15 protein-coding genes and 1 other RNA gene are annotated in these 18,320 nt (G+C 45.8%); 12 read left to right on the top strand and 4 right to left on the bottom strand.

Translation table 11 applies throughout. The annotated features are described in order from the left end of the window. The 3 genes from QP860_RS01190 to QP860_RS01180 form a co-directional block, all read left to right on the top strand. A partial coding sequence (locus QP860_RS01190) for a recombinase family protein (RefSeq protein ID WP_284912047.1) occupies nt 1-1,280 on the top strand: 1,280 nt, incomplete at its 5' end. Nucleotides 1,281-1,377: 97 nt separating this feature from the next. After that, complete coding sequence (locus tag QP860_RS01185; RefSeq protein WP_284912046.1) at nt 1,378-1,980, top strand: class I SAM-dependent methyltransferase; 603 nt, start codon at nt 1,378-1,380, stop codon at nt 1,978-1,980. A 58-nt stretch (nt 1,981-2,038) separates the two neighbouring features. Continuing rightward, the gene (locus QP860_RS01180; RefSeq protein ID WP_070620231.1) at nt 2,039-3,226 is read left to right on the top strand and encodes an acetate/propionate family kinase; all 1,188 of its coding nucleotides are present in this window, start codon (nt 2,039-2,041) and stop codon (nt 3,224-3,226) included. Nucleotides 3,227-3,337: 111 nt separating this feature from the next. Here QP860_RS01180 and QP860_RS01175 read toward each other — a convergent pair whose 3' ends face one another. The 3 genes from QP860_RS01175 to QP860_RS01165 all read right to left on the bottom strand — a co-directional run bounded on the left by QP860_RS01175 (nt 3,338) and on the right by QP860_RS01165 (nt 5,464). Further along, the gene (locus QP860_RS01175; RefSeq protein ID WP_067971775.1) at nt 3,338-3,805 is read right to left on the bottom strand and encodes a universal stress protein; all 468 of its coding nucleotides are present in this window, start codon (nt 3,803-3,805) and stop codon (nt 3,338-3,340) included. A 124-nt stretch (nt 3,806-3,929) separates the two neighbouring features. Then, a non-coding RNA gene (ssrS, locus tag QP860_RS01170) (6S RNA) lies at nt 3,930-4,119 on the bottom strand. 61 nt (nt 4,120-4,180) lie between these two features. Then, a complete protein-coding gene (locus QP860_RS01165; protein ID WP_070620234.1) occupies nt 4,181-5,464 on the bottom strand; it encodes a replication-associated recombination protein A in 1,284 nt (427 codons plus the stop codon). A 175-nt stretch (nt 5,465-5,639) separates the two neighbouring features. On the opposite strand from QP860_RS01165, the gene gshAB reads away from it, so the two are divergent. Genes gshAB through QP860_RS01150 form a run of 3 tightly spaced genes read left to right on the top strand, consistent with a single transcriptional unit; the run spans nt 5,640 to nt 9,421 of the window. Then, on the top strand, nt 5,640-7,919 hold the full coding sequence (gshAB, locus tag QP860_RS01160; RefSeq protein WP_070620237.1) for a bifunctional glutamate--cysteine ligase GshA/glutathione synthetase GshB: 2,280 nt from the start codon (nt 5,640-5,642) through the stop codon (nt 7,917-7,919). A 13-nt stretch (nt 7,920-7,932) separates the two neighbouring features. Further along, nucleotides 7,933-9,063 carry a cysteine desulfurase family protein gene (locus QP860_RS01155; RefSeq protein ID WP_083294422.1) on the top strand — a complete coding sequence of 377 codons (1,131 nt, stop codon included), beginning with the start codon at nt 7,933-7,935 and terminating at the stop codon, nt 9,061-9,063. A gap of 10 nt (nt 9,064-9,073) precedes the next feature. Continuing rightward, nucleotides 9,074-9,421 carry a hypothetical protein gene (locus tag QP860_RS01150; protein ID WP_070620243.1) on the top strand — a complete coding sequence of 116 codons (348 nt, stop codon included), beginning with the start codon at nt 9,074-9,076 and terminating at the stop codon, nt 9,419-9,421. A 151-nt stretch (nt 9,422-9,572) separates the two neighbouring features. Here the strand turns inward: QP860_RS01150 and QP860_RS01145 are convergent, their stop codons facing one another. Further along, nucleotides 9,573-10,103 (bottom strand): TDE2712 family protein, encoded by a 531-nt coding sequence (locus QP860_RS01145; protein WP_070620246.1) that lies wholly within the window; start codon nt 10,101-10,103, stop codon nt 9,573-9,575. A gap of 357 nt (nt 10,104-10,460) precedes the next feature. Here QP860_RS01145 and mnmA point away from each other — a divergent pair, with 357 nt between their 5' ends. The 6 genes from mnmA to QP860_RS01115 all read left to right on the top strand — a co-directional run bounded on the left by mnmA (nt 10,461) and on the right by QP860_RS01115 (nt 18,187). Further along, complete coding sequence (mnmA, locus tag QP860_RS01140; RefSeq protein WP_070620249.1) at nt 10,461-11,582, top strand: tRNA 2-thiouridine(34) synthase MnmA; 1,122 nt, start codon at nt 10,461-10,463, stop codon at nt 11,580-11,582. A 145-nt stretch (nt 11,583-11,727) separates the two neighbouring features. After that, entirely contained in the window at nt 11,728-14,181 is a 2,454-nt protein-coding gene (recD2, locus tag QP860_RS01135) for an SF1B family DNA helicase RecD2 (RefSeq protein WP_070620253.1), read from the top strand. A 288-nt stretch (nt 14,182-14,469) separates the two neighbouring features. Next, nucleotides 14,470-17,121 (top strand): alanine--tRNA ligase, encoded by a 2,652-nt coding sequence (gene alaS, locus QP860_RS01130; protein WP_284912045.1) that lies wholly within the window; start codon nt 14,470-14,472, stop codon nt 17,119-17,121. Nucleotides 17,122-17,207: 86 nt separating this feature from the next. After that, on the top strand, nt 17,208-17,474 hold the full coding sequence (locus QP860_RS01125) for an IreB family regulatory phosphoprotein (protein ID WP_067971750.1): 267 nt from the start codon (nt 17,208-17,210) through the stop codon (nt 17,472-17,474). Beyond that, nucleotides 17,474-17,899 (top strand): Holliday junction resolvase RuvX, encoded by a 426-nt coding sequence (gene ruvX, locus QP860_RS01120; protein WP_070620264.1) that lies wholly within the window; start codon nt 17,474-17,476, stop codon nt 17,897-17,899. The genes QP860_RS01125 and ruvX overlap by 1 nt, the downstream gene beginning before the upstream one ends. A 6-nt stretch (nt 17,900-17,905) precedes the next feature. Beyond that, a complete protein-coding gene (locus tag QP860_RS01115; protein ID WP_067971742.1) occupies nt 17,906-18,187 on the top strand; it encodes a DUF1292 domain-containing protein in 282 nt (93 codons plus the stop codon). The last annotated feature ends 133 nt before the right edge of the window (nt 18,188-18,320 follow it).

The following is an 18,320-nucleotide window of genomic DNA, read 5'->3' as shown; positions in this document are numbered from 1 at the left end:
AGAAAAATAATATACAGACGATAATTGTAAAAGACTTGTCCAGATTTATGAGAGATTATATAACCCTTGGAGATTACCTTGAAAATATATTTCCATTCCTAGGAGTAAGATTCATTGCCATAAATGATGGCTATGATAGCAACAAAGAAAAAGGAAATGGAACAGATTTAGATATTCAATTTAAGGGACTATTATATGATTTCTACACAAAAGATATTTCTGAAAAGGTAAAGTCATCTATGACTACACTTAAGAAACAAGGAAAATTTTTAGCTTGGAGTCCACCATTGGGATATATGAAAGATCCTAATGACAGACATAAAATCATAGTTGATGAAGAAACAGCTTGGATAGTAAAGGAGATTTTCAAACTTGCACTTGATGGTATATCTTCAAGAAATATAGCTAAGATATTAAATGAAGAAAAAATTCCGACACCATCAAAAAGAAAGAGCGAATTAACCAATCTTGACTTTGAATATTCAATAATTAGAACTGCGAAAAAACCTAGACCAACATGGACTAATGGCAATGTAATAGATGTATTAGCAAATGAAAATTATACTGGAACTTACACTTTTAATATGCAAGATAAGTCAGTGTTAAATCCCTCTTCTTTTAAATTCAAACCAAAAGAAGAATGGGGAAGAGTTGAGAATAATCATGAAGCTATTATATCTAAAGAAGACTTTGAAAAAGTTCAGAAGATTAAAGAGAAGAATCTATTTATGAAAGGTAAAAATACCGATTATGAATGGAGAAAAAAATCTCCACTACAAGGTTTTGCAAAATGTCCAACTTGCAATCACATTCTAGGATGTACTCAATCAAAAAGAAAAAGACAAGATGGAACTATAAGAGTCCACACATATTTTACTTGTAGGATATGTAAGTGTAATAATGTAAAACATAAGAACTCAAGAGCAGGAAGCATTGAAGAGCAAGTATTTGAAGCAATAAAAGAAAAATATGGTCTAGAAGATCCAATCAAGGATGAAAAAGTAAAAGTTAAACCTATGGAAAAATCTATCGAAGATCTTGAAGCTAAAAAAATGCAAAGTTTTGAGAAGTATAAATTAGGCAAGATGAATAGACAAAAATTCATTGATCTTAAAAATTCGATAGATGAAGAGATACAAGCAATAAAAGAAAAAATACAAAAAGCAAAAGAAGAAAAAGAAGTAATAGACAACACTAAACTTACCAGGGAATTGATGGAAAAATATATAGATTCAGTATTCTGTGAAGGAAATGAAGTGTTGAACATAATATGGAAGTAGCAAAGGGAGTGAGCAATCACTCTCTTTTACATTACATAACAATAACTCCTTTTTTGTCATAAGCTTGACATGAGAGGGGACAGGCAACCTGCTTTTAATGGTCCAGCGGGGGCTTGAAGAAGGGGGCTACCAAGTGGCTTCAGTAGGCTATGACAATGACGACCTACTCTTAGCTATTGCTGACCAGTCCTTTAAATTCTTGGACCGACAAGCCAAGTTCTATTACGGCGATGTTCTCCAGAATTTACTCTTGGAGCCAGTAGACTTGGTAGTGGCTGACTTGCCAGTGGGCTATTACCCCCTCGATGAACAGGCCAAGACCTTCAAAGCCAATACCATGGACCAGGGAACGCCCCACGCTTATGCCCATTATCTGATGATCGAACAGAGTCTAAAGTATATGCAAGAAGGGGCTTGGGGGATCTTCTTAGTGCCTACCCAGATTCTCCAGGAAGACTATTCAGCTCAATTGGTCCAAGCCATCGCCCAGACTGGTTACTTCCAAGCCTTTCTCAACCTGCCTGAAGGACTCTTCCGCCAGGCTAAGGCGCGCAAGTCGGTCCTCATGGTGCAAAAGCAGGGTGGTGGTGCCAAACAAGCTGAAAACGTGCTCATTGGTGATATACCTGACCTAAAAGATCAAGAAAATATGGAAAAATTCATAGACAGTTTTAGCAAGTGGAGCCAAGACGTGTTATAATAAAAGTGTCGTACTTAGTTGTACCATAATAAAAACTTATGTGAAGAGGAGAAAAAGTATGTCAAAAGTTTTTGCAATTAATGCAGGCTCATCTAGTTTGAAATTCTCAATCTATGAAGTTCCTTCTGAAGAAGTGATTTCATCCGGTATTATCGAACGGATCGGCTTAAAAGATTCGATCGTATCCGTTAAATTCCAAGGGGAAAAGCATGAAGAAACCCTAGATATTGAAGACCACGAAGTTGCGATCAACCACTTACTCAAGAAGTTAGAAGAGCTTAAGGTGATTGAAAGCTTTGATGAAATCGCTGGCTCTGGCCACCGGATTGTGGCAGGGGGCGAACACTTTAAAGACTCTGCCTTACTTGATGAAGAAGATATCCAAAAAGTAGAAGAATTGGCTGACTTTGCCCCTCTACATAACCCTGCAGAAGCTAAGGTTATCCGTGCTTTCCAAAAAGTTCTACCTGGCAAACCAACTGTGGGTGTCTTTGATACCTCCTTCCATACCACTATGCCAGAAAAGGCTTATCTCTATTCTGTGCCTTTTGAATACTATGAAAAACACCAAGCCCGTCGCTATGGTGCGCACGGTACCTCTCATAAGTATGTGGCAGAACGTGCTGCTGAATTAGAAGGTAAAGACATTAAGGACCTCAAGATCATTACCTGCCATATCGGGAATGGTGGGTCGATTACAGCGGTTGACGGCGGCAAGTCTGTCGATACTTCCATGGGCTTCACCCCTCTAGCTGGGATTACTATGGGGACCCGTTCCGGCGACGTTGATGCTTCCTTACTCCAATACATCATGGAAAAAGAAAGCCTCAGCATGGATGAAATGATTACTATCTTGAATAAGAAGTCCGGCTTATTGGGTATCTCAGGCGTATCTTCTGATATGCGTGACGTTGAAGCAGCTGCCGCTGAAGGCAATGAACGTGCCCAAGTTGCTTTAGATATCTACTATGACCGTGTTCGTAAATATGTTGGTTCCTACTTAACCGTTCTGGGTGGAGCTGATGTTATTGTCTTCACTGCAGGTGTCGGTGAAAACTCTGCTTCCTTCCGTGAAGAAATTTGTAAAGACATGGAATGGGCTGGTATTAAGTTAGATAGCGAACGCAATGATACCCGAGATGAAGCTAAGATTTCAGCTGATGATTCCAAGGTAGCTATCTGGACAATTCCGACTGATGAAGAATTGATGATCGTCCGCGATACTGTACGTCTAGGTAATATCTAGAGTCAATCACTATTATAAGAAAAGCGTGCTTTCTGATTCAGCTGAGTCAGAGGCACGCTTTTTTACTTTGAAAAAGAGACAGGCGCTAAGCCTGTCTCTTATAATCTTATACTATTTACGATGGTATTCATTGTTTTCCAGGTCAGTCCGGACGATTAGGACGTCGCAAGGCGCATTGCGGATAACGTATTCTGAAACAGAACCGATGAAGAGGCGTTCAACTGCATTCAGCCCCGTTGCCCCGATCATAATCAGATCAATTTCCTTTTCCAAGGCTAGGTCTTTAGCAATTTGAACTTTTGGTGAACCATAGTCAATAATGGTTTCAACTTCCTGGACACCTTCTTTTTCAGCGTAGGTCTTGTAATCATTGAGAACGCTAGAAGCTTGTTCCACTAATTCATTGGTATAGGCGCCTTCATAGCCGGTTGGGGTTTGGACAGCACGTGTATCAATAATATGAGCGATGACTAGGGCACCGTTATTGCGCTTTGCCACATGGACCGCCTTTTTGAAAGCTAGTTCAGCTTCTTTAGAACCATCAATAGGGGCTAAAATACGTGAATACTCTTGATACATAGTGATCACACTCCTTCTTTACCTCTATTATAACATCTTTTTGAAAAAATTAAATCGATTTCATCGCTGTAAGCTTAAGATTTCACAAGCCTTTTCATAAGAGCTCAATAAGAAAAAATAAAAAAAGAGCTCCGACAGGTGCCGTGTGCTCTATCTGTATTGAACCCGCTCTCTTAAGTGCAGGTGGGTTTCGCTATCCAGCTTCAGACTTCCCCGTGATGGGGCGTGTCCTCCACTGGAGTTCACGAATCCCTAGATAGTAAAATTTGTTCGGTCAACACATTAAAGGAATAACACGTACACTTCAGAACTCTTCTCTTATAATTTATCATTAGATCGTAGAAAATGCAAGCGATTACGCCTGAAACTTTTAACTTATCCCTTTTTTAATTTTTCTCGGTAGGCTTGCATCTGTCCGAGGGCTTGTTCGTACTTACCGGTTTGACCAGCCTGGTAGTAATGTTTACCTTTGAGGGTGTCAGGCAGGTAGTTTTGGGCGACCCAGTGGTTTGGGTAGTCGTGGGGGTAGCGGTAGCCTTGGCCATGGCCGAGCGCTTTAGAGCCTGCATAGTGGCCGTCGCGCAGGTGTTTGGGGACGAGTCCAGCTTTGCCTTGGCGGACATCAGCTAGGGCAGCATCGATGGCCTTGATGGCTGAATTGGATTTGGGGGATAGGGCCAGGTCAATGATGGCATTAGCTAGGGGAATCCGGGCTTCCGGATAGCCGACTTGAAGGGCGGCATTGACCGCTGCTTGGGTTCTCTGGCAGGCTTCTGGATTGGCTAGACCGATATCTTCGTAAGCCGTAATTAAGAGGCGACGGCAGAGGACTTTTAAGTCGCCCCCTTCCATCAAACGGGCCGCATAGAGGAGGGCGGCATCAACGTCTGACCCGCGAATACTCTTCTGGAAGGCGGAGATGACATCATAGTGCTGGTCGCCATCCGCATCGTGGCTGAAGGACTTCTTCTGGATACAATTCTCGGCTGTTGCGAGGTCAATGATGATCTGGCCCTGGTCGTCTTCAGGGGTTGAGAGAGCTGCCAAGTCCAAGGCGTTGAGGGCAGAGCGGATGTCTCCGTTTGAGGCCTGGGCCAGGTGGTCTAGGGCAACGTCATCGATTTGAATGGCAAGCTTGCCGAGCCCTCTTTCCTCATCGGCCAGAGCTTTCTCTAGGCCTTGCTTGATATCAGCCTGGCTGAGGGGTTCGAGCTGGAAGATTTGCGTCCGGCTACGGATGGCTGGGTTAATGCTGATATAGGGGTTTTCAGTCGTCGCACCGATTAGGATAATGCGTCCGTTTTCCAAGTGGGGGAGCAAGAAGTCTTGCTTGGCCTTGTCCAAGCGGTGGATTTCGTCTAAGAGCAGGATGATTTGCCCGCTCATTTTAGCTTCGGCAGCGACTTGCTGGAGGTCTTTCTTAGTGTCGGTTGCAGCATTGAGCTGGCGTAGTTGGATATCGAGTGACCCAGCAATAGCCTGGGCCAGGCTGGTCTTACCCGTTCCAGGTGGACCATAGAGAATCATAGAACTAAGACGGTTGGCTTCCACCATCCGCCGAATAATTTGTTTGGGGCCAATTAAGTGGGATTGGCCGAGCATATCCTCGATTTTTTGAGGCCGCATCCGATAAGCGAGCGGGGCTTTTGCTTGGGCCATATGATTACCTCCTTTAGTTTATCTTCTTATTCTAATATACTATAAATCAAGACTGAAAGGAATTTACTTACTAAAAATAATTAAATTAAGTTTAAATCTGTGCGAATACCAGATCCCCGTGCTAAAATAGTCATATAGTCTATCTAAATTTATAAAAAGAGAGAAGGAGCTGTGTATGCGTCATTTTCAAGCTTTCCTTAATGCACACCCCGAACTGAAAACCGCCTTCCAGCATGTGTCGCTCGGTATTGAGCGGGAAGGCCATCGTATCAAAACAAATGGAGACTTAGCACGAAGTCCCCATCCATCTGCTGTTGATGGCAGTTCAGATAACAAGTATATCCAAAGAGACTTTGCGGAGTCCCAATTGGAGTTGGTGACTCCTCCTGTTTATTCAGAAGAGGGAGTTTACCATTGGCTTCAGGCCATCCACCAAGTAGCTTTAAGATCATTGGCAGAGGATGAATTGCTCTGGCCTTCTAGCATGCCTCCGGTTTTACCAGAAGATGATGCCATCCATGTGGCTGACCTCGACAAAGCTGAAGATGTGGCTTACCGAGAGTACTTGGTTAAGGCTTATGGCAAGAAGGTGCAAATGATTTCTGGCATTCATTTTAACTTTGGTTTTGACCAAGACCTGCTAGAAATCTTCTACCAGGCCGATGACCAGGGCTATGCCTCCATCAAAGAATTTACAACGGCCTTTTATTTGCGTTTAGCCCGCAATTTCTTGCGCTATGAGTGGTTGATTGTCTATTTATTTGGCGCGACTCCGAGCGCCCATGCCTCCTTCTATAATCGGGCAGAGGATATTTTCCCCCATCCTATCCGGAGCATCCGCAATTCCCATTTGGGCTATGTTAATAAGAAAGATGTGACCTACACCTACGATAACCTTCCAGACTATGTGGAAGAATTAGAAGCCAATGTCAAGGATGGCCGCCTGATTGCTGAGAAGGAATTCTACTCCAATGTCCGTTTGCGCGGGGCTAAGCAAGCTCGAGGTCTCTTGGAGACAGGAATTAAGTATCTGGAATTTCGCCTCTTCGATATCCAAGCGGAGGAAGCTTATGGGATTGGTCTGGATGACATCCGTTTCATGAAATACTTCATCCTCTACCTCGTATGGGCCGATATGGATTGCCAGATGCCTGAAGTTTACCAGGGCTATGAGATGAAGTTAGAGGTTGCAGAAGAAGAAACGCTCCAGCCAACCGCTTACCAGGAAGAAGGACTCAGCCTCTTAGAGGGCATGACCGATATGGTGGAAAGCTTAGGCGTTTCCGAGACCCTCAATCCGCTCATTGACAGCATGCGCCAGCGTCTGCTGGATCCTAGCCTTACCCCGAGTGGACGTTTGGTGACAAACAATCCGACCGTCGACACTTGGTTAGCAAATAACTTAGACCGTGCCAAGGCCAATAAGGAAGCGGCACTTACCCATCCCTATCTCTTAGGGGGCTTTGAGGATATGGAATTATCGACTCAAATCCTACTTGCAGATGCGATCCAGCAAGGCCTGTGGATTGATATTTTGGACCGGCAAGACCAATTAATTGCCCTGACCTACCGGGACCATACGGAATATATTAAAAATGCTAATATTACGGGCAAAGATTCGCTGATCTCTTATTATTTGATGGGCAATAAGGTCGTGACCAAGGACTTGCTCCAGGCGGCCGGTTTTACGGTGCCTAAGAGCCAGACTTTTAACTCACTAGACGCTGCCCAGTCTGCAGCAGGGGTCTTTGTGGATAAGAAAGTCGTGGTCAAGCCCAAATCGACGAATATGGGGGTAGGCATTTCTATCTTTAAAGAAGGGGCTAGCCAGGAAGGCCTTAGAGAAGCTTTTGATATTGCTTTTGGCTATGATGATACTGTTCTCGTGGAGGAATTTGCTGAGGGGACTGAATACCGTTTCTTCGTTCTCGATAGCAAGTGTTTAGCCGTATTGCTCCGAGTTCCGGCCTTTGTTAAAGGAGACGGCCAGCACAGTATCCGCGAACTGGTTGACCTTAAGAACCAGGATCCTAAGCGGGGCGAGAACCACCGGACCCCATTGGAAAAGATCAGCCTAGACCGGTCCGCGGCTTTGGTCTTAGAAGCTTACGGCTATGACTTCGATAGTGTCCCTGAAGCGGATGAAATCGTTCCTTTAAGAGAAAATTCTAATATTTCAACAGGGGGCGATTCCATCGATGTGACGGACGATATGGATCCTTCCTACCTGGAGCTAGCTAGCCAAATGGCCCAGGCCCTAGACGTTAAGGTGACGGGACTTGACTTGATGATCAGAGACCGCCATCAAGCTGCCCAGGCAGATAATTATGCTTTAATTGAAGCCAATTATAATCCCATGATGATGATGCATATTTACCCAGCCCAGGGCAAGGGACGACGTATCTCCAAAGACCTACTTGCCTATCTTTTCCCTGAAAAAACATTTAAAGATTAAGGAGGAATCAGATTTGTCTATTTACTTAGATTATGCTGCCACCACTCCCGTCCATCCGGATGTGGTGGCCTGCATGACAGATGCCTTTTTGAATGATTTTGGCAACCCTTCAAGCACTTATCAATTAGGTCGAGACGTCCGCCATAAGATTGAGTCCTGCCGGCGCACGATTGCGGAGACCTTGAATGCCAAGGCGGAGGATATTATCTTTACTTCAAGCGGAACGGAAGCGAATACGACGGCCCTTCTAGAGACTGCTGAGCGCTTGCAGTCGAAGGGGCGCCACATTATTTCAAGCCAGGTGGAGCATTCAAGCGTCTACCAATGCATGCACCGCCTGGAAGAACAAGGTTTTGACGTGACTTATCTAGACCTAGACCCAGATGGGCATATTTCGCTAGATGACTTCCAAGCGGCCTTGCATGAAGATACCATTATTGTATCGATCATGCATGGGAATAATGAATTGGGCAGTCTCCAACCGATTGAGGAGGTCGGGAAGATTTGCCAGGAGCGAGGGATCTTTTTCCACACCGATACGGTACAAACTTACATGAAGGTACCGATTGATGTGGAAGCCCTCCACATTGATGCCTTGGCTCTTTCAGCGCATAAGATCCATGGGCCTAAGGGAATCGGTTTTCTCTACTACCGAGACAGTAAGCAGAACTTCAAGTCTTACCTGCCCGGGGGTGGCCAGGAACACGGCAAGCGAGCCTCTACCGAAAGTTATCCGCTCATTGCTGGCTTGACCAAGGCGGTTGACTTGGCCAAGGATAATCTGGCTGAGCGGATGGAAAAATTGCGCTCTCTACGCCAATATTTCCTCGATGGAGCTGAAGCGCGGGGGCTCAATTTCCAAATTAACGGGCCTAAACAAGCCGAACTGGCGAATATCTTAAATATTTATTGGCCGGGACACCCGAGTGACCAAACCCTGATCAAGTGTGACCTCCAAGATGTTTACTTATCAGCTGGCTCTGCTTGTAGTGCGGGATCTTTAGAGCCTAGCCGCGTCTTGGTCAATTTGTATGGGGAAGAAGATGACCGCATTCGTCAAAGCTTGCGCCTATCTTTTGATCCGCATACCAGTCAGGCTGAGCTTGACCAAGTGCTTGATTTATTAGCTAGTTTTGATTCATAAGGAGGATTCTATGGCTTATCCAAAAACCGCAAAGTTACCAGGGGGAGCTAAAGTTTACCAGCTCCACCCTGACTGTAAAAAATATAGCTTGCGCGACTATCATTTTGCTGAAACAAAATCAGGCAATTTCCAATATGACCAGGAAGTGAAGCCTGATTTCGCCAGTGCCCGTAGCGTGCGCTTGAAGATCACTGTGGACAAAGAGCTAACGGGGCTTAAAATGAATGTGACCAATCAAAAAGGCTTAAAAACGGTCAATGTCTTTAAGTCAGATGGTATGGCAGACTTTGTTGAGGCCTTGGACTTTATCTTAGCCGACATGGAAAAATACCAAATCATCCAAGTAGTCTCTGATTAAGCGAGCCTTGGCTGAAGCGGCTGTACGGCTTTATTATGAAACAAAGAAAAATAGAGAGCCTGGAATAAAAATTCCAGCCTCTCTATTTTTTGCTTAGTGCTCAGAGGTCCTGGTGAAAGGGCCAGCTGTTTCTAGAGTTAACTTTTTTGTTTTAATTGAGGATTTCTTTGGCGCAAGCTTGGATAAAGTCTTCAAGGCTTTGGCCTTCGATGAGGGCTTGGTCCATGGTCGCCCAATCAATGCCGAGCTTGAAGAAGTTGATGGTTAAAACGTTCTCTTCAATCACATGGCTGATATCATAGGCTCCAACGAAATTGATAATGAGTTTATGGAAACGCGTCTCGTCATTAAAGTCATCCTTTAATTGATCCACATTTAATTGTTTAACAATAGGGAGCATCATTTCAACGTTACCCGGATCATCGGCGTTAAAGAAGTTAAAGTCATAAAATTCCTTAGCTTTCGGACTGGCTTCTGCTAGAGGTTCCTTGTTAACGATAGCAGAAAGAACCATCCGGGCAGTTTCTTGGCTGAAGTCTTCCGTATAAATGGCTTCCATCGCGGGATTCGATACAATATCTGAGATGTAGGAATCGCTGACCTTGTTTCCAGCCGCTACGGTTTGCCATAGAAATTGGAGTAATTCAATTACTTCGTTATTAATTTTAATGCTTTCTAACATATAAATGTCATGCCTTCTTTCTATTATCGCGCAGTTTAAACCCTAGGAGAGTTATAACATGAAAGCCCTTATTTGTCCATTTTTTTGTTATGGGAGTGTGATAAAAGTCGCTTAGGACTGAATCAGCTAAGGTATACTATATCTGTAAGTCGCTATGCGTCGAACAGCTATAGCAAGTGTCCGTGAACTATTGAAACAGATTTTTGCTAAAAAGTTTCGATATTTTTAAAAGAGGGAGGATTTTTTGTCATGGTCTCTCACTTGAAATTTCCCTGGGGAGGCCGTAAAATAGGGAGATGTTAACACAACACAAATGCGACCTTCAATCGTAAATTTATAAAGAAAGATGGTGATGTTGTGTCAGAAGAAAAGAAAGAACGTGTCATTGTCGGCATGTCTGGAGGGGTAGATTCTAGCGTTTCCGCGCTCTTATTGAAAGATGCGGGCTATGAAGTCATTGGCCTCTTCATGAAGAATTGGGATGAAAAGGATAAGAATGGTGTCTGTACGGCGACTGAAGACTACCAAGATGTAGCTAAGGTTGCTGAACAGATTGGCATTCCTTATTATTCCGTCAATTTTGAGAAAGAGTACTGGGACCGGGTTTTTACTTATTTCTTAGATGAATATAAGAAGGACCGGACACCCAATCCGGACGTGATGTGCAATAAAGAAATTAAATTTAAGGCCTTCTTAGCCTATGCTGAAGAGTTGGGAGCGGACTATATCGCTATGGGCCACTATGCCCAAGTCCGCCGTGATGAGGATGGTCGTGTCCACCTCCTGAGAGGCCAGGATAACAATAAGGACCAAACCTATTTCTTGAACCAATTGTCTCAAAAGCAGTTGCAGAAAGCTCTCTTCCCCATCGGCCACTTGGAGAAATCGGAAGTCCGTCAAATCGCTGAAGAAAATGACCTAGCTACTGCCCATAAGAAAGATTCCACAGGCGTTTGCTTTATTGGGGAGCGGAATTTCAAGGGCTTTCTCTCCAATTACTTGCCAGCTAAACCTGGCAAGATGCTGACCCTGGATGGCCAGCTAATGGGCGAACATGCCGGGCTTATGTACTATACCATTGGCCAACGTAAGGGCCTAGGCATTGGTGGGACTAGCAAGGGCAATGAGCCTTGGTTTGTTATTGGTAAGAACCAAGCTAAGAATGAACTCTATGTAGGCCAAGGCTTCCACCATCCCATGCTCTATGCGGATTGGCTAGCAGCCAGCGACCTTTCCTTTACCCAGGATGATTGGTCAGAGAAGGATTTTGAATGTACAGCCAAGACCCGCTACCGGCAAAAGGACCTGCCTGTCCGTGTCCAAATTCAAGACGATGGAACAGCCAAGGTGACCTTCAAAGAAGCTGCCCGGTCGATTACACCAGGCCAAGCTATTGTCTTTTACCACGGGGAAGAATGCTTGGGTGGGGGTACTATCGATGCTGCCTACCAAGGCGACAAGCAACTGCAGTATCAGTAAATAATAGCATGAGCTCCAGACAGAGATCTGGGGCTTTTTTCTTTGGGAGGGCCTTGTGCTATAATAGGTGGAGTGTTAAAGTTTGAAGGCGCTGCTGATGTCTAAGAGCGGAGCGCATAGGAATCGCAATGAAAGGAGGAGAGAGATGAGTCAGACGGAGGATTTAGATTATATAATTGGGGAAATCCAGGCGGTTTTCTTTGAGAATCCGACTAATTATTACAAGGTGATGCAAATTTCTGTGGAAGAAACTAATACTATGTACTCGGAGAAAAAAATTGTCGTGACTGGGAATTTTGTCTCGGTTCAAGAAGGGACGGCCTATCAATTTAATGGTCACTTGGTTGAACATGCCAAGTATGGCCTTCAGTTTCAAGTCCAATCTGTTGAACCGGTTAAAATCACCAGTAAGAATGGACTAGTCCGTTATTTTTCTTCTTCGCAGTTTCCAGGCATTGGGAAGACCTTGGCCAGCCGGATTGTCGAAGTCCTCGGTAGCCAGGCCATCGATGTGATATTAACTGAGCCTGAACGATTGAAGGAAGTCAAAGGGCTTTCCAAGAAATTGCGGACCATGCTGGTGGAGTTGATTCAAGAAGACCAAGGCAGTCAGCGGGTGATAATGCAGCTCTCCGAATGGGGCTTTTCGTCTAGCCTGGCTGCTCGGATCTATGAGAAATACCGGGACCAAGCCGTGGAAGTGATCGAGGAGAACCCCTATCAATTGGTGCGTGAGATTGAGGGCTTCGGTTTCAAGCGGGCGGACCAGCTAGCGGCTAAGATGGACTTGGCCTATGATAGTCCCAAGCGTTTGGCTGGGGCCTTAAATTATTGCCTCTATGAAATCTGCTACCGGTCCGGCAATACTTATGTGGAAGCGGACCAGCTGGTACAAGTGGCGACAGACCAGGTCAATCTGGGCCTCTACCAGGACCGGGTGCCCGCTCAAGCTGTCCAAGATACTTTAGACCAAATGCTGGAAGAAGGCCTCCTTATCTGCCCTGAAGGTTCGACCCGGGTGGCCCTGCCCCATCTCTTCTTACAAGAGGAGACTATTGCTCGCCGCCTGACGGATATGATTGCCTCTCCGCTCGGTCAGGATTTAGACCATGAAGCCATTGACCGGGCTATTGATCAGGTGGAGATTGAGTGGAATCTCAAATATGGTCATGCCCAAAAACAAGCCATTAAAGAAGCTCTCCAATCCAAATTCTATGTCCTAACTGGTGGGCCTGGGACGGGGAAGACGACGGTCCTTAAGGGGATTGTTGCTGTCTATGCCCAGCTTAAAAACCTGTCCTTGGCGGAGGAAGACTATCTGGAGGATAGCTTCCCTATAGCCTTAGCCGCGCCAACAGGACGGGCGGCTAAGCGGATGTCTGAAGTGATTGGTCTACCCGCCTCGACTCTCCACCGCCTGCTCGGCCTGACCAAGGATGAATCCGATGAAGGGGTCGAGGGAATCGGGCAGATGTTAGAAGCCGACCTCTTGATTGTCGATGAACTGTCCATGGTAGATACCTGGCTAGCCTACCAGCTCCTTGAGAGCATCCCGCCTTATATGCAGGTCATCTTTGTCGGGGACGAGGACCAGTTGCCGTCAGTTGGCCCTGGCCAGGTGCTGGCTGACATCTTGAGGGCCCAGGTCGCACCAGCCCGGGAGTTGGATGAAATTTTTAGGCAGAGTGATGACTCCTCGATTACCGAATTGGCCCACCAGATCAAGCAGGGCCTGCTCTCGCCAGACCTGACTCGCCAACACGCTGATCGGTCCTTTATCAAGGCCCAGAGCGCGCAAATTGCGGAAATCGTTGCCCAGATCGCCGAACGTGCCGTGGCCAAGGACTATCTTTTGTGCGATGTCCAAGTTCTCGCTCCCATGTATAAGGGTGAGGCAGGAATCGACCACATCAATGAGGTCCTCCAAGAGCGCTTAAATCCCAATCCCGATAACCAGCGGCGGGAAGTGGTCTACTTTGAGAAGATATTTCGGGTAGGGGATAAGGTGCTCCAGCTGCAAAACCAGGCTGAAAAGAATGTCTTTAATGGGGATATGGGGGAAATTGTGGCCATCTTCTTCGCCAAAGAAACCGCATCAAAGTCAGATGAAATCGTGGTAGCCTTCGATGAGGTCGAGGTGACCTATACGCGAACCGACTGGAAGCAGTTGACTCTGGCTTACTGTACCTCTATCCATAAGGCCCAGGGCTCGGAATTCCCTATTGTCATCCTGCCCTTAGTCCACCAGCACCAACGTATGCTCAAGCGCAACCTGGTCTATACAGCTATTACCCGGGCTAAGCAGTCTCTGATTATGTGCGGGGAAGAGGCGGCCTTTGCCCATGCTATCCAGCACCAGGGCGCTAGCCGGCAGACCCAGCTCTATGATTTCCTATTGATTCGTGCCGGTAAAGAGTCTCCGGCGAATCAGAAGGAAGCAATAGCTTCTGAACTAAAACAGCCCCCTAAAGAAGCAGCCTTAAAAGCCGAGACTCCCGATCTTGACCAGGGCCCTAAGCGACTGACCCCAGACCTGGTAGCTAGCCAGGCCATTGACCCGATGATTGGGATGGATGGGTTAAGTCCCTATGATTTCTAGAAGAATGGGCCCGCGACTTGACAGCATGGCCTAAGACGCATTATAATCAGTATGATTTGAAATCTAGAGAAGAATTTATCCATGAGACTACTAGCGAGAACGGATAGTGCAAGCGTTCACTCCTCAATGGACGCTCTCTTCTTAAAATCGCAGATGAAAATTTGCCGCGCTCGCGTTAACAAGCTAATGAAGTGGTAATATCAAAGACGGTGATATTACAATAAAGGTGGTACCGCGTTTCAAGCGCCCTTTATTGTAATAGCGCCGTTATTTTTTTAGGAGGATATGATGAAACAATTAACTAGTGCAGACATTCGGCAATTATTCTTAGATTTCTGGGAAAGCAAGTCCCACGATATCTATCCCAGCGCTTCGCTGGTTCCCCAAGATGATCCGACCCTCTTATGGATCAACTCAGGGGTAGCTGCCCTGAAACATTATTTGGATGGGTCAGAAAAACCTAAAAACCCTAAAATTGCCAATGCCCAAAAATGTATCCGGACCAATGACATTGAGAATGTCGGGGTAACTGCCCGCCACCAAACTTTCTTTGAAATGTTAGGGAACTGGTCCATTGGCGACTATTTCAAGGAAGAAATGCTGCCTTGGGCCTGGGAATTCCTTACTGATGAGAAGTGGTTGGGCTTAGACAAAGACCGCCTCTACATGACCTATCATCCAGACGATGAAGAGAGTTTAAATATCTGGCGTGAAACCACCCAACTGAGTGAAGACCACTTTGTTCCCGTAGAAGATAACTTCTGGGACTTGGGCGCAGGCCCCTGTGGACCCGATACGGAAATCTTTTTTGACCGGGGCCAAGCTTTCCAAGATTTAGCCGATGATGATCCAGAAATGTATCCAGGTGGGGAGAATGAACGCTATCTTGAAATTTGGAATGTGGTCTTCTCCCAATTCAACCACATGCCTGACGGAAGTTACCAACCCCTCGAACAGAAGAATATTGATACCGGCATGGGGCTTGAGCGGATCACCAGCGTCATCCAAAATACGGAAACTAACTTTGAAACCGACCTCTTCGTTCCGATTATTAAGGCCATTGAACCGCTGACTGACGGCCACCATTACGGGGAAAATCCAGAAATTAATACGGCTTTTAAAGTGATCGCTGACCATGTCCGGGCGGTAAGCTTTGCCATCGGTGACGGGGCCTTACCTTCTAATGAAGGTCGGGGCTATATCCTCCGCCGTTTAATCCGCCGCAGCGTGATGTACGCTAAACAACTTGGGATCAAGGAAGCCTTCTTGGCCCAATTGGTTCCCGTTGTAGCTGAAGTGATGGGAAGCCACTATCCAAATATTGGCCAACAGGCAGACTTCATCGAAACTATCATTAGTCAGGAAGAAAAACGTTTCCAAGAAACCATTGAAGAAGGTCAAGCTATTCTCGATGACATGGTTCAGGCCCTCAAAGAAAATAATCAAACGGTCCTTTCCGGCCAAGATGCCTTTAAGCTCTATGATACTTACGGCTATCCGCTGGAACTGACCGAAGAGCTCTTGGAAAAAGAAGGCCTCGGCATTGATGAGCAAGGTTTCAATGACGAAATGCAAGCCCAACGTGAACGCGCTCGGGCTGCCCGCAAACAAATGGGGGGCTTGGCTGTCCAATCGACCGTCCTTTCTGAGCTCGACGTGCCGAGTCAATTTACTGGCTACCAAGAAACAGAAAGCCTGGGTCAGATTAATGCCTTGGTTTATGAAGACCAATTAGTGGACCATGTTCCCGCTGATAGCATCGCTTACTTAGTCGCTGACAAGACGCCTTTCTACGGCGAACGGGGGGGCCAGGTCGGGGATACTGGCGCCATTTACAGTCCAGCGGGTGAATTATTGGCCTATGTCACTGATGTCCAACACGCCCCTAATGACCAGAACCTGCATGAAATTGAAACCATTCAGTCCTTGGACCTCAACCAAGAGGTGCGCTTAGTGGTGGACAAGGAGCGTCGCAGCTTGATCCGCAAGAACCATACAGCTACTCACTTGCTCCACCAAGCCTTGAAGGATGTCTTAGGTGACCAGGTTAACCAAGCGGGCTCTCTCTTAGACGACCGCTACCTCCGCTTTGACTTTACTTACTTTGGTCATATCGAAGCGGACCAACTTCAAGCTATTGAAGATGAGGTTAACCAAAAAATTTATGATTCGATTCCTGTGAAGACGGTGATTACAGATGCTGATACAGCTAAGGCAGAAGGAGCAATGGCCCTCTTTACCGACAAGTATGACAAGTTGGATGAAGTCCGCATGGTCAAGGTAGCGGATTGGTCGATTGAACTCTGCGGGGGGACCCATGTGAAGAATACTGCTGAGATTGGCCTCTTCAAGATTACCAGCGAAACAGGTGTCGGCTCAGGAGTGCGCCGGATTGAAGCTCTAACCTCTAAGGCTGCTGTCCAATACTTCCAGGGCTTAGAAGACTTATTGGAAGATATTCGCGTGGAAAGCAAGGCCAAGGAAAGAGATGGCATCTTAAATCGGATCAAACAATTAGAAAGCCAAAACAAAGAAATGAGCCAGGAAATTGAATCCCTCCATGCCAAGGCCAATGCCCAAGCAGCTAAGGATATCTTCCAAGATGTAGAAGAAGTAGCTGGTATCCGTCTGATCGCCCAAGAATTACCTAACCGCAACATGGACGACCTGCGGAAGATTTCTGACGAATGGAAGCAAAGAACAGACTCCGACCTTCTCGTTCTCGCTACTTCAAACAAGGGCAAGGCTAATCTCTTAGTCGCTGTTAAAGCGGACTTGGTCGACAAGGGTCTCAAAGCAGGCGATATTATTAAGCAAATTGCGCCTAAGATTAACGGAGGCGGTGGCGGCCGTCCAGACATGGCCCAAGCCGGCGGTAAGAACCCAGCGGGGATTCCTGATGCCCTAGCTGAGGTGAAGAAGGTGTTAACCCAAGTTTAAGTTTTGATTACATAGGGGCTAGCTTCTTGTACTTCTGTCAGATTTTGGTTAAAATGATGTTAAAAGATTTGGAGGTGCGATAAGGTATGAGTGTCAAAGATGAAACAGTTCTTTTCAAGTTTGATGAGAATAAAGAAAAAAATGTTCGTGAAACACTGGATATCGTATATGATGCACTTGTAGAAAAAGGCTATGATCCAAGTAGTCAGATTGTAGGCTATCTCTTGTCTGGAGACCCAGCTTACATTCCTCGGCATAACCAGGCCCGCAACCTAATTCGTTATCATGAACGTGACGAGATTATTGAAGAATTAATTCGCAGTTATATGGAAAAGAGTGGGCGCGAGGTCTAATGAAGAGGTATTTAGGATTAGATGTTGGTTCAAGAACTGTGGGGGTCGCTGTTAGCGACCCCCTTGGACTGACTGCCCAAGGTTTAGAGATCATCCAGATTAACGAAGACCAAGAGGAATTTGGCTTAGACCGTTTGGGCGAGTTGATTGACAGCTACCAGGCGACCAAGGTCGTGATTGGTCTACCCAAAAATATGAATAATTCAGAAGGCCCCCGTGCGGAAGCTTCACGCGCTTATGGCGATAGGGTGAAGCAACACTTTGACCTAGAAGTTGTTTATTTAGACGAGCGTTTGACGACCATGCAGGCTGAACGGATGTTAATTGAAGCAGGGGATGTGAGCCGTAAGAAGCGTAAGCAGGTGATCGATAAGCTTGCTGCGGTTCTTATCTTACAGACCTACTTAGACCAAGAAAGAGCGTGAGAAATTATGGCCAGTGAAGAAAATAAAGAATTAATTACCATTTATGATGAAGAGGGCAATGAGAGCCTCTATGAAATTCTATTTACCTTCGAATCAGATGATTTTGGTAAATCCTATGTCCTGCTCTATCCAGCAGGTTTAGGGGACAGCGATGATATTGAAATTCAAGCTTTCTCTTACCAAGAGAGTGACGATGAATTGAATGGCAGTCTCTATCCTATCGAAAGCGATGAAGAGTGGAACATGGTAGAGGAAGTTTTAAATACCTTTATATCTGATGAATTGTAATTGACTGCAAGGCTCCTGGACCCCGCTAAGGATTCTGGCAAATAGGGGCAGGTTAACGGATGCAGTTGAAGAAGAGGCTGAGAGATGGCAGCGTCAAGCCAGCCTCTTTTTTTATCATGTGGCAGGCGAGAGT

This window comes from Aerococcus sp. UMB1112A (assembly GCF_030230715.1).
Classification (GTDB): domain Bacteria; phylum Bacillota; class Bacilli; order Lactobacillales; family Aerococcaceae; genus Aerococcus.
Note: the sequence above shows the minus strand (reverse complement) of the source record. Positions and strands in the feature narration are given on the sequence as shown.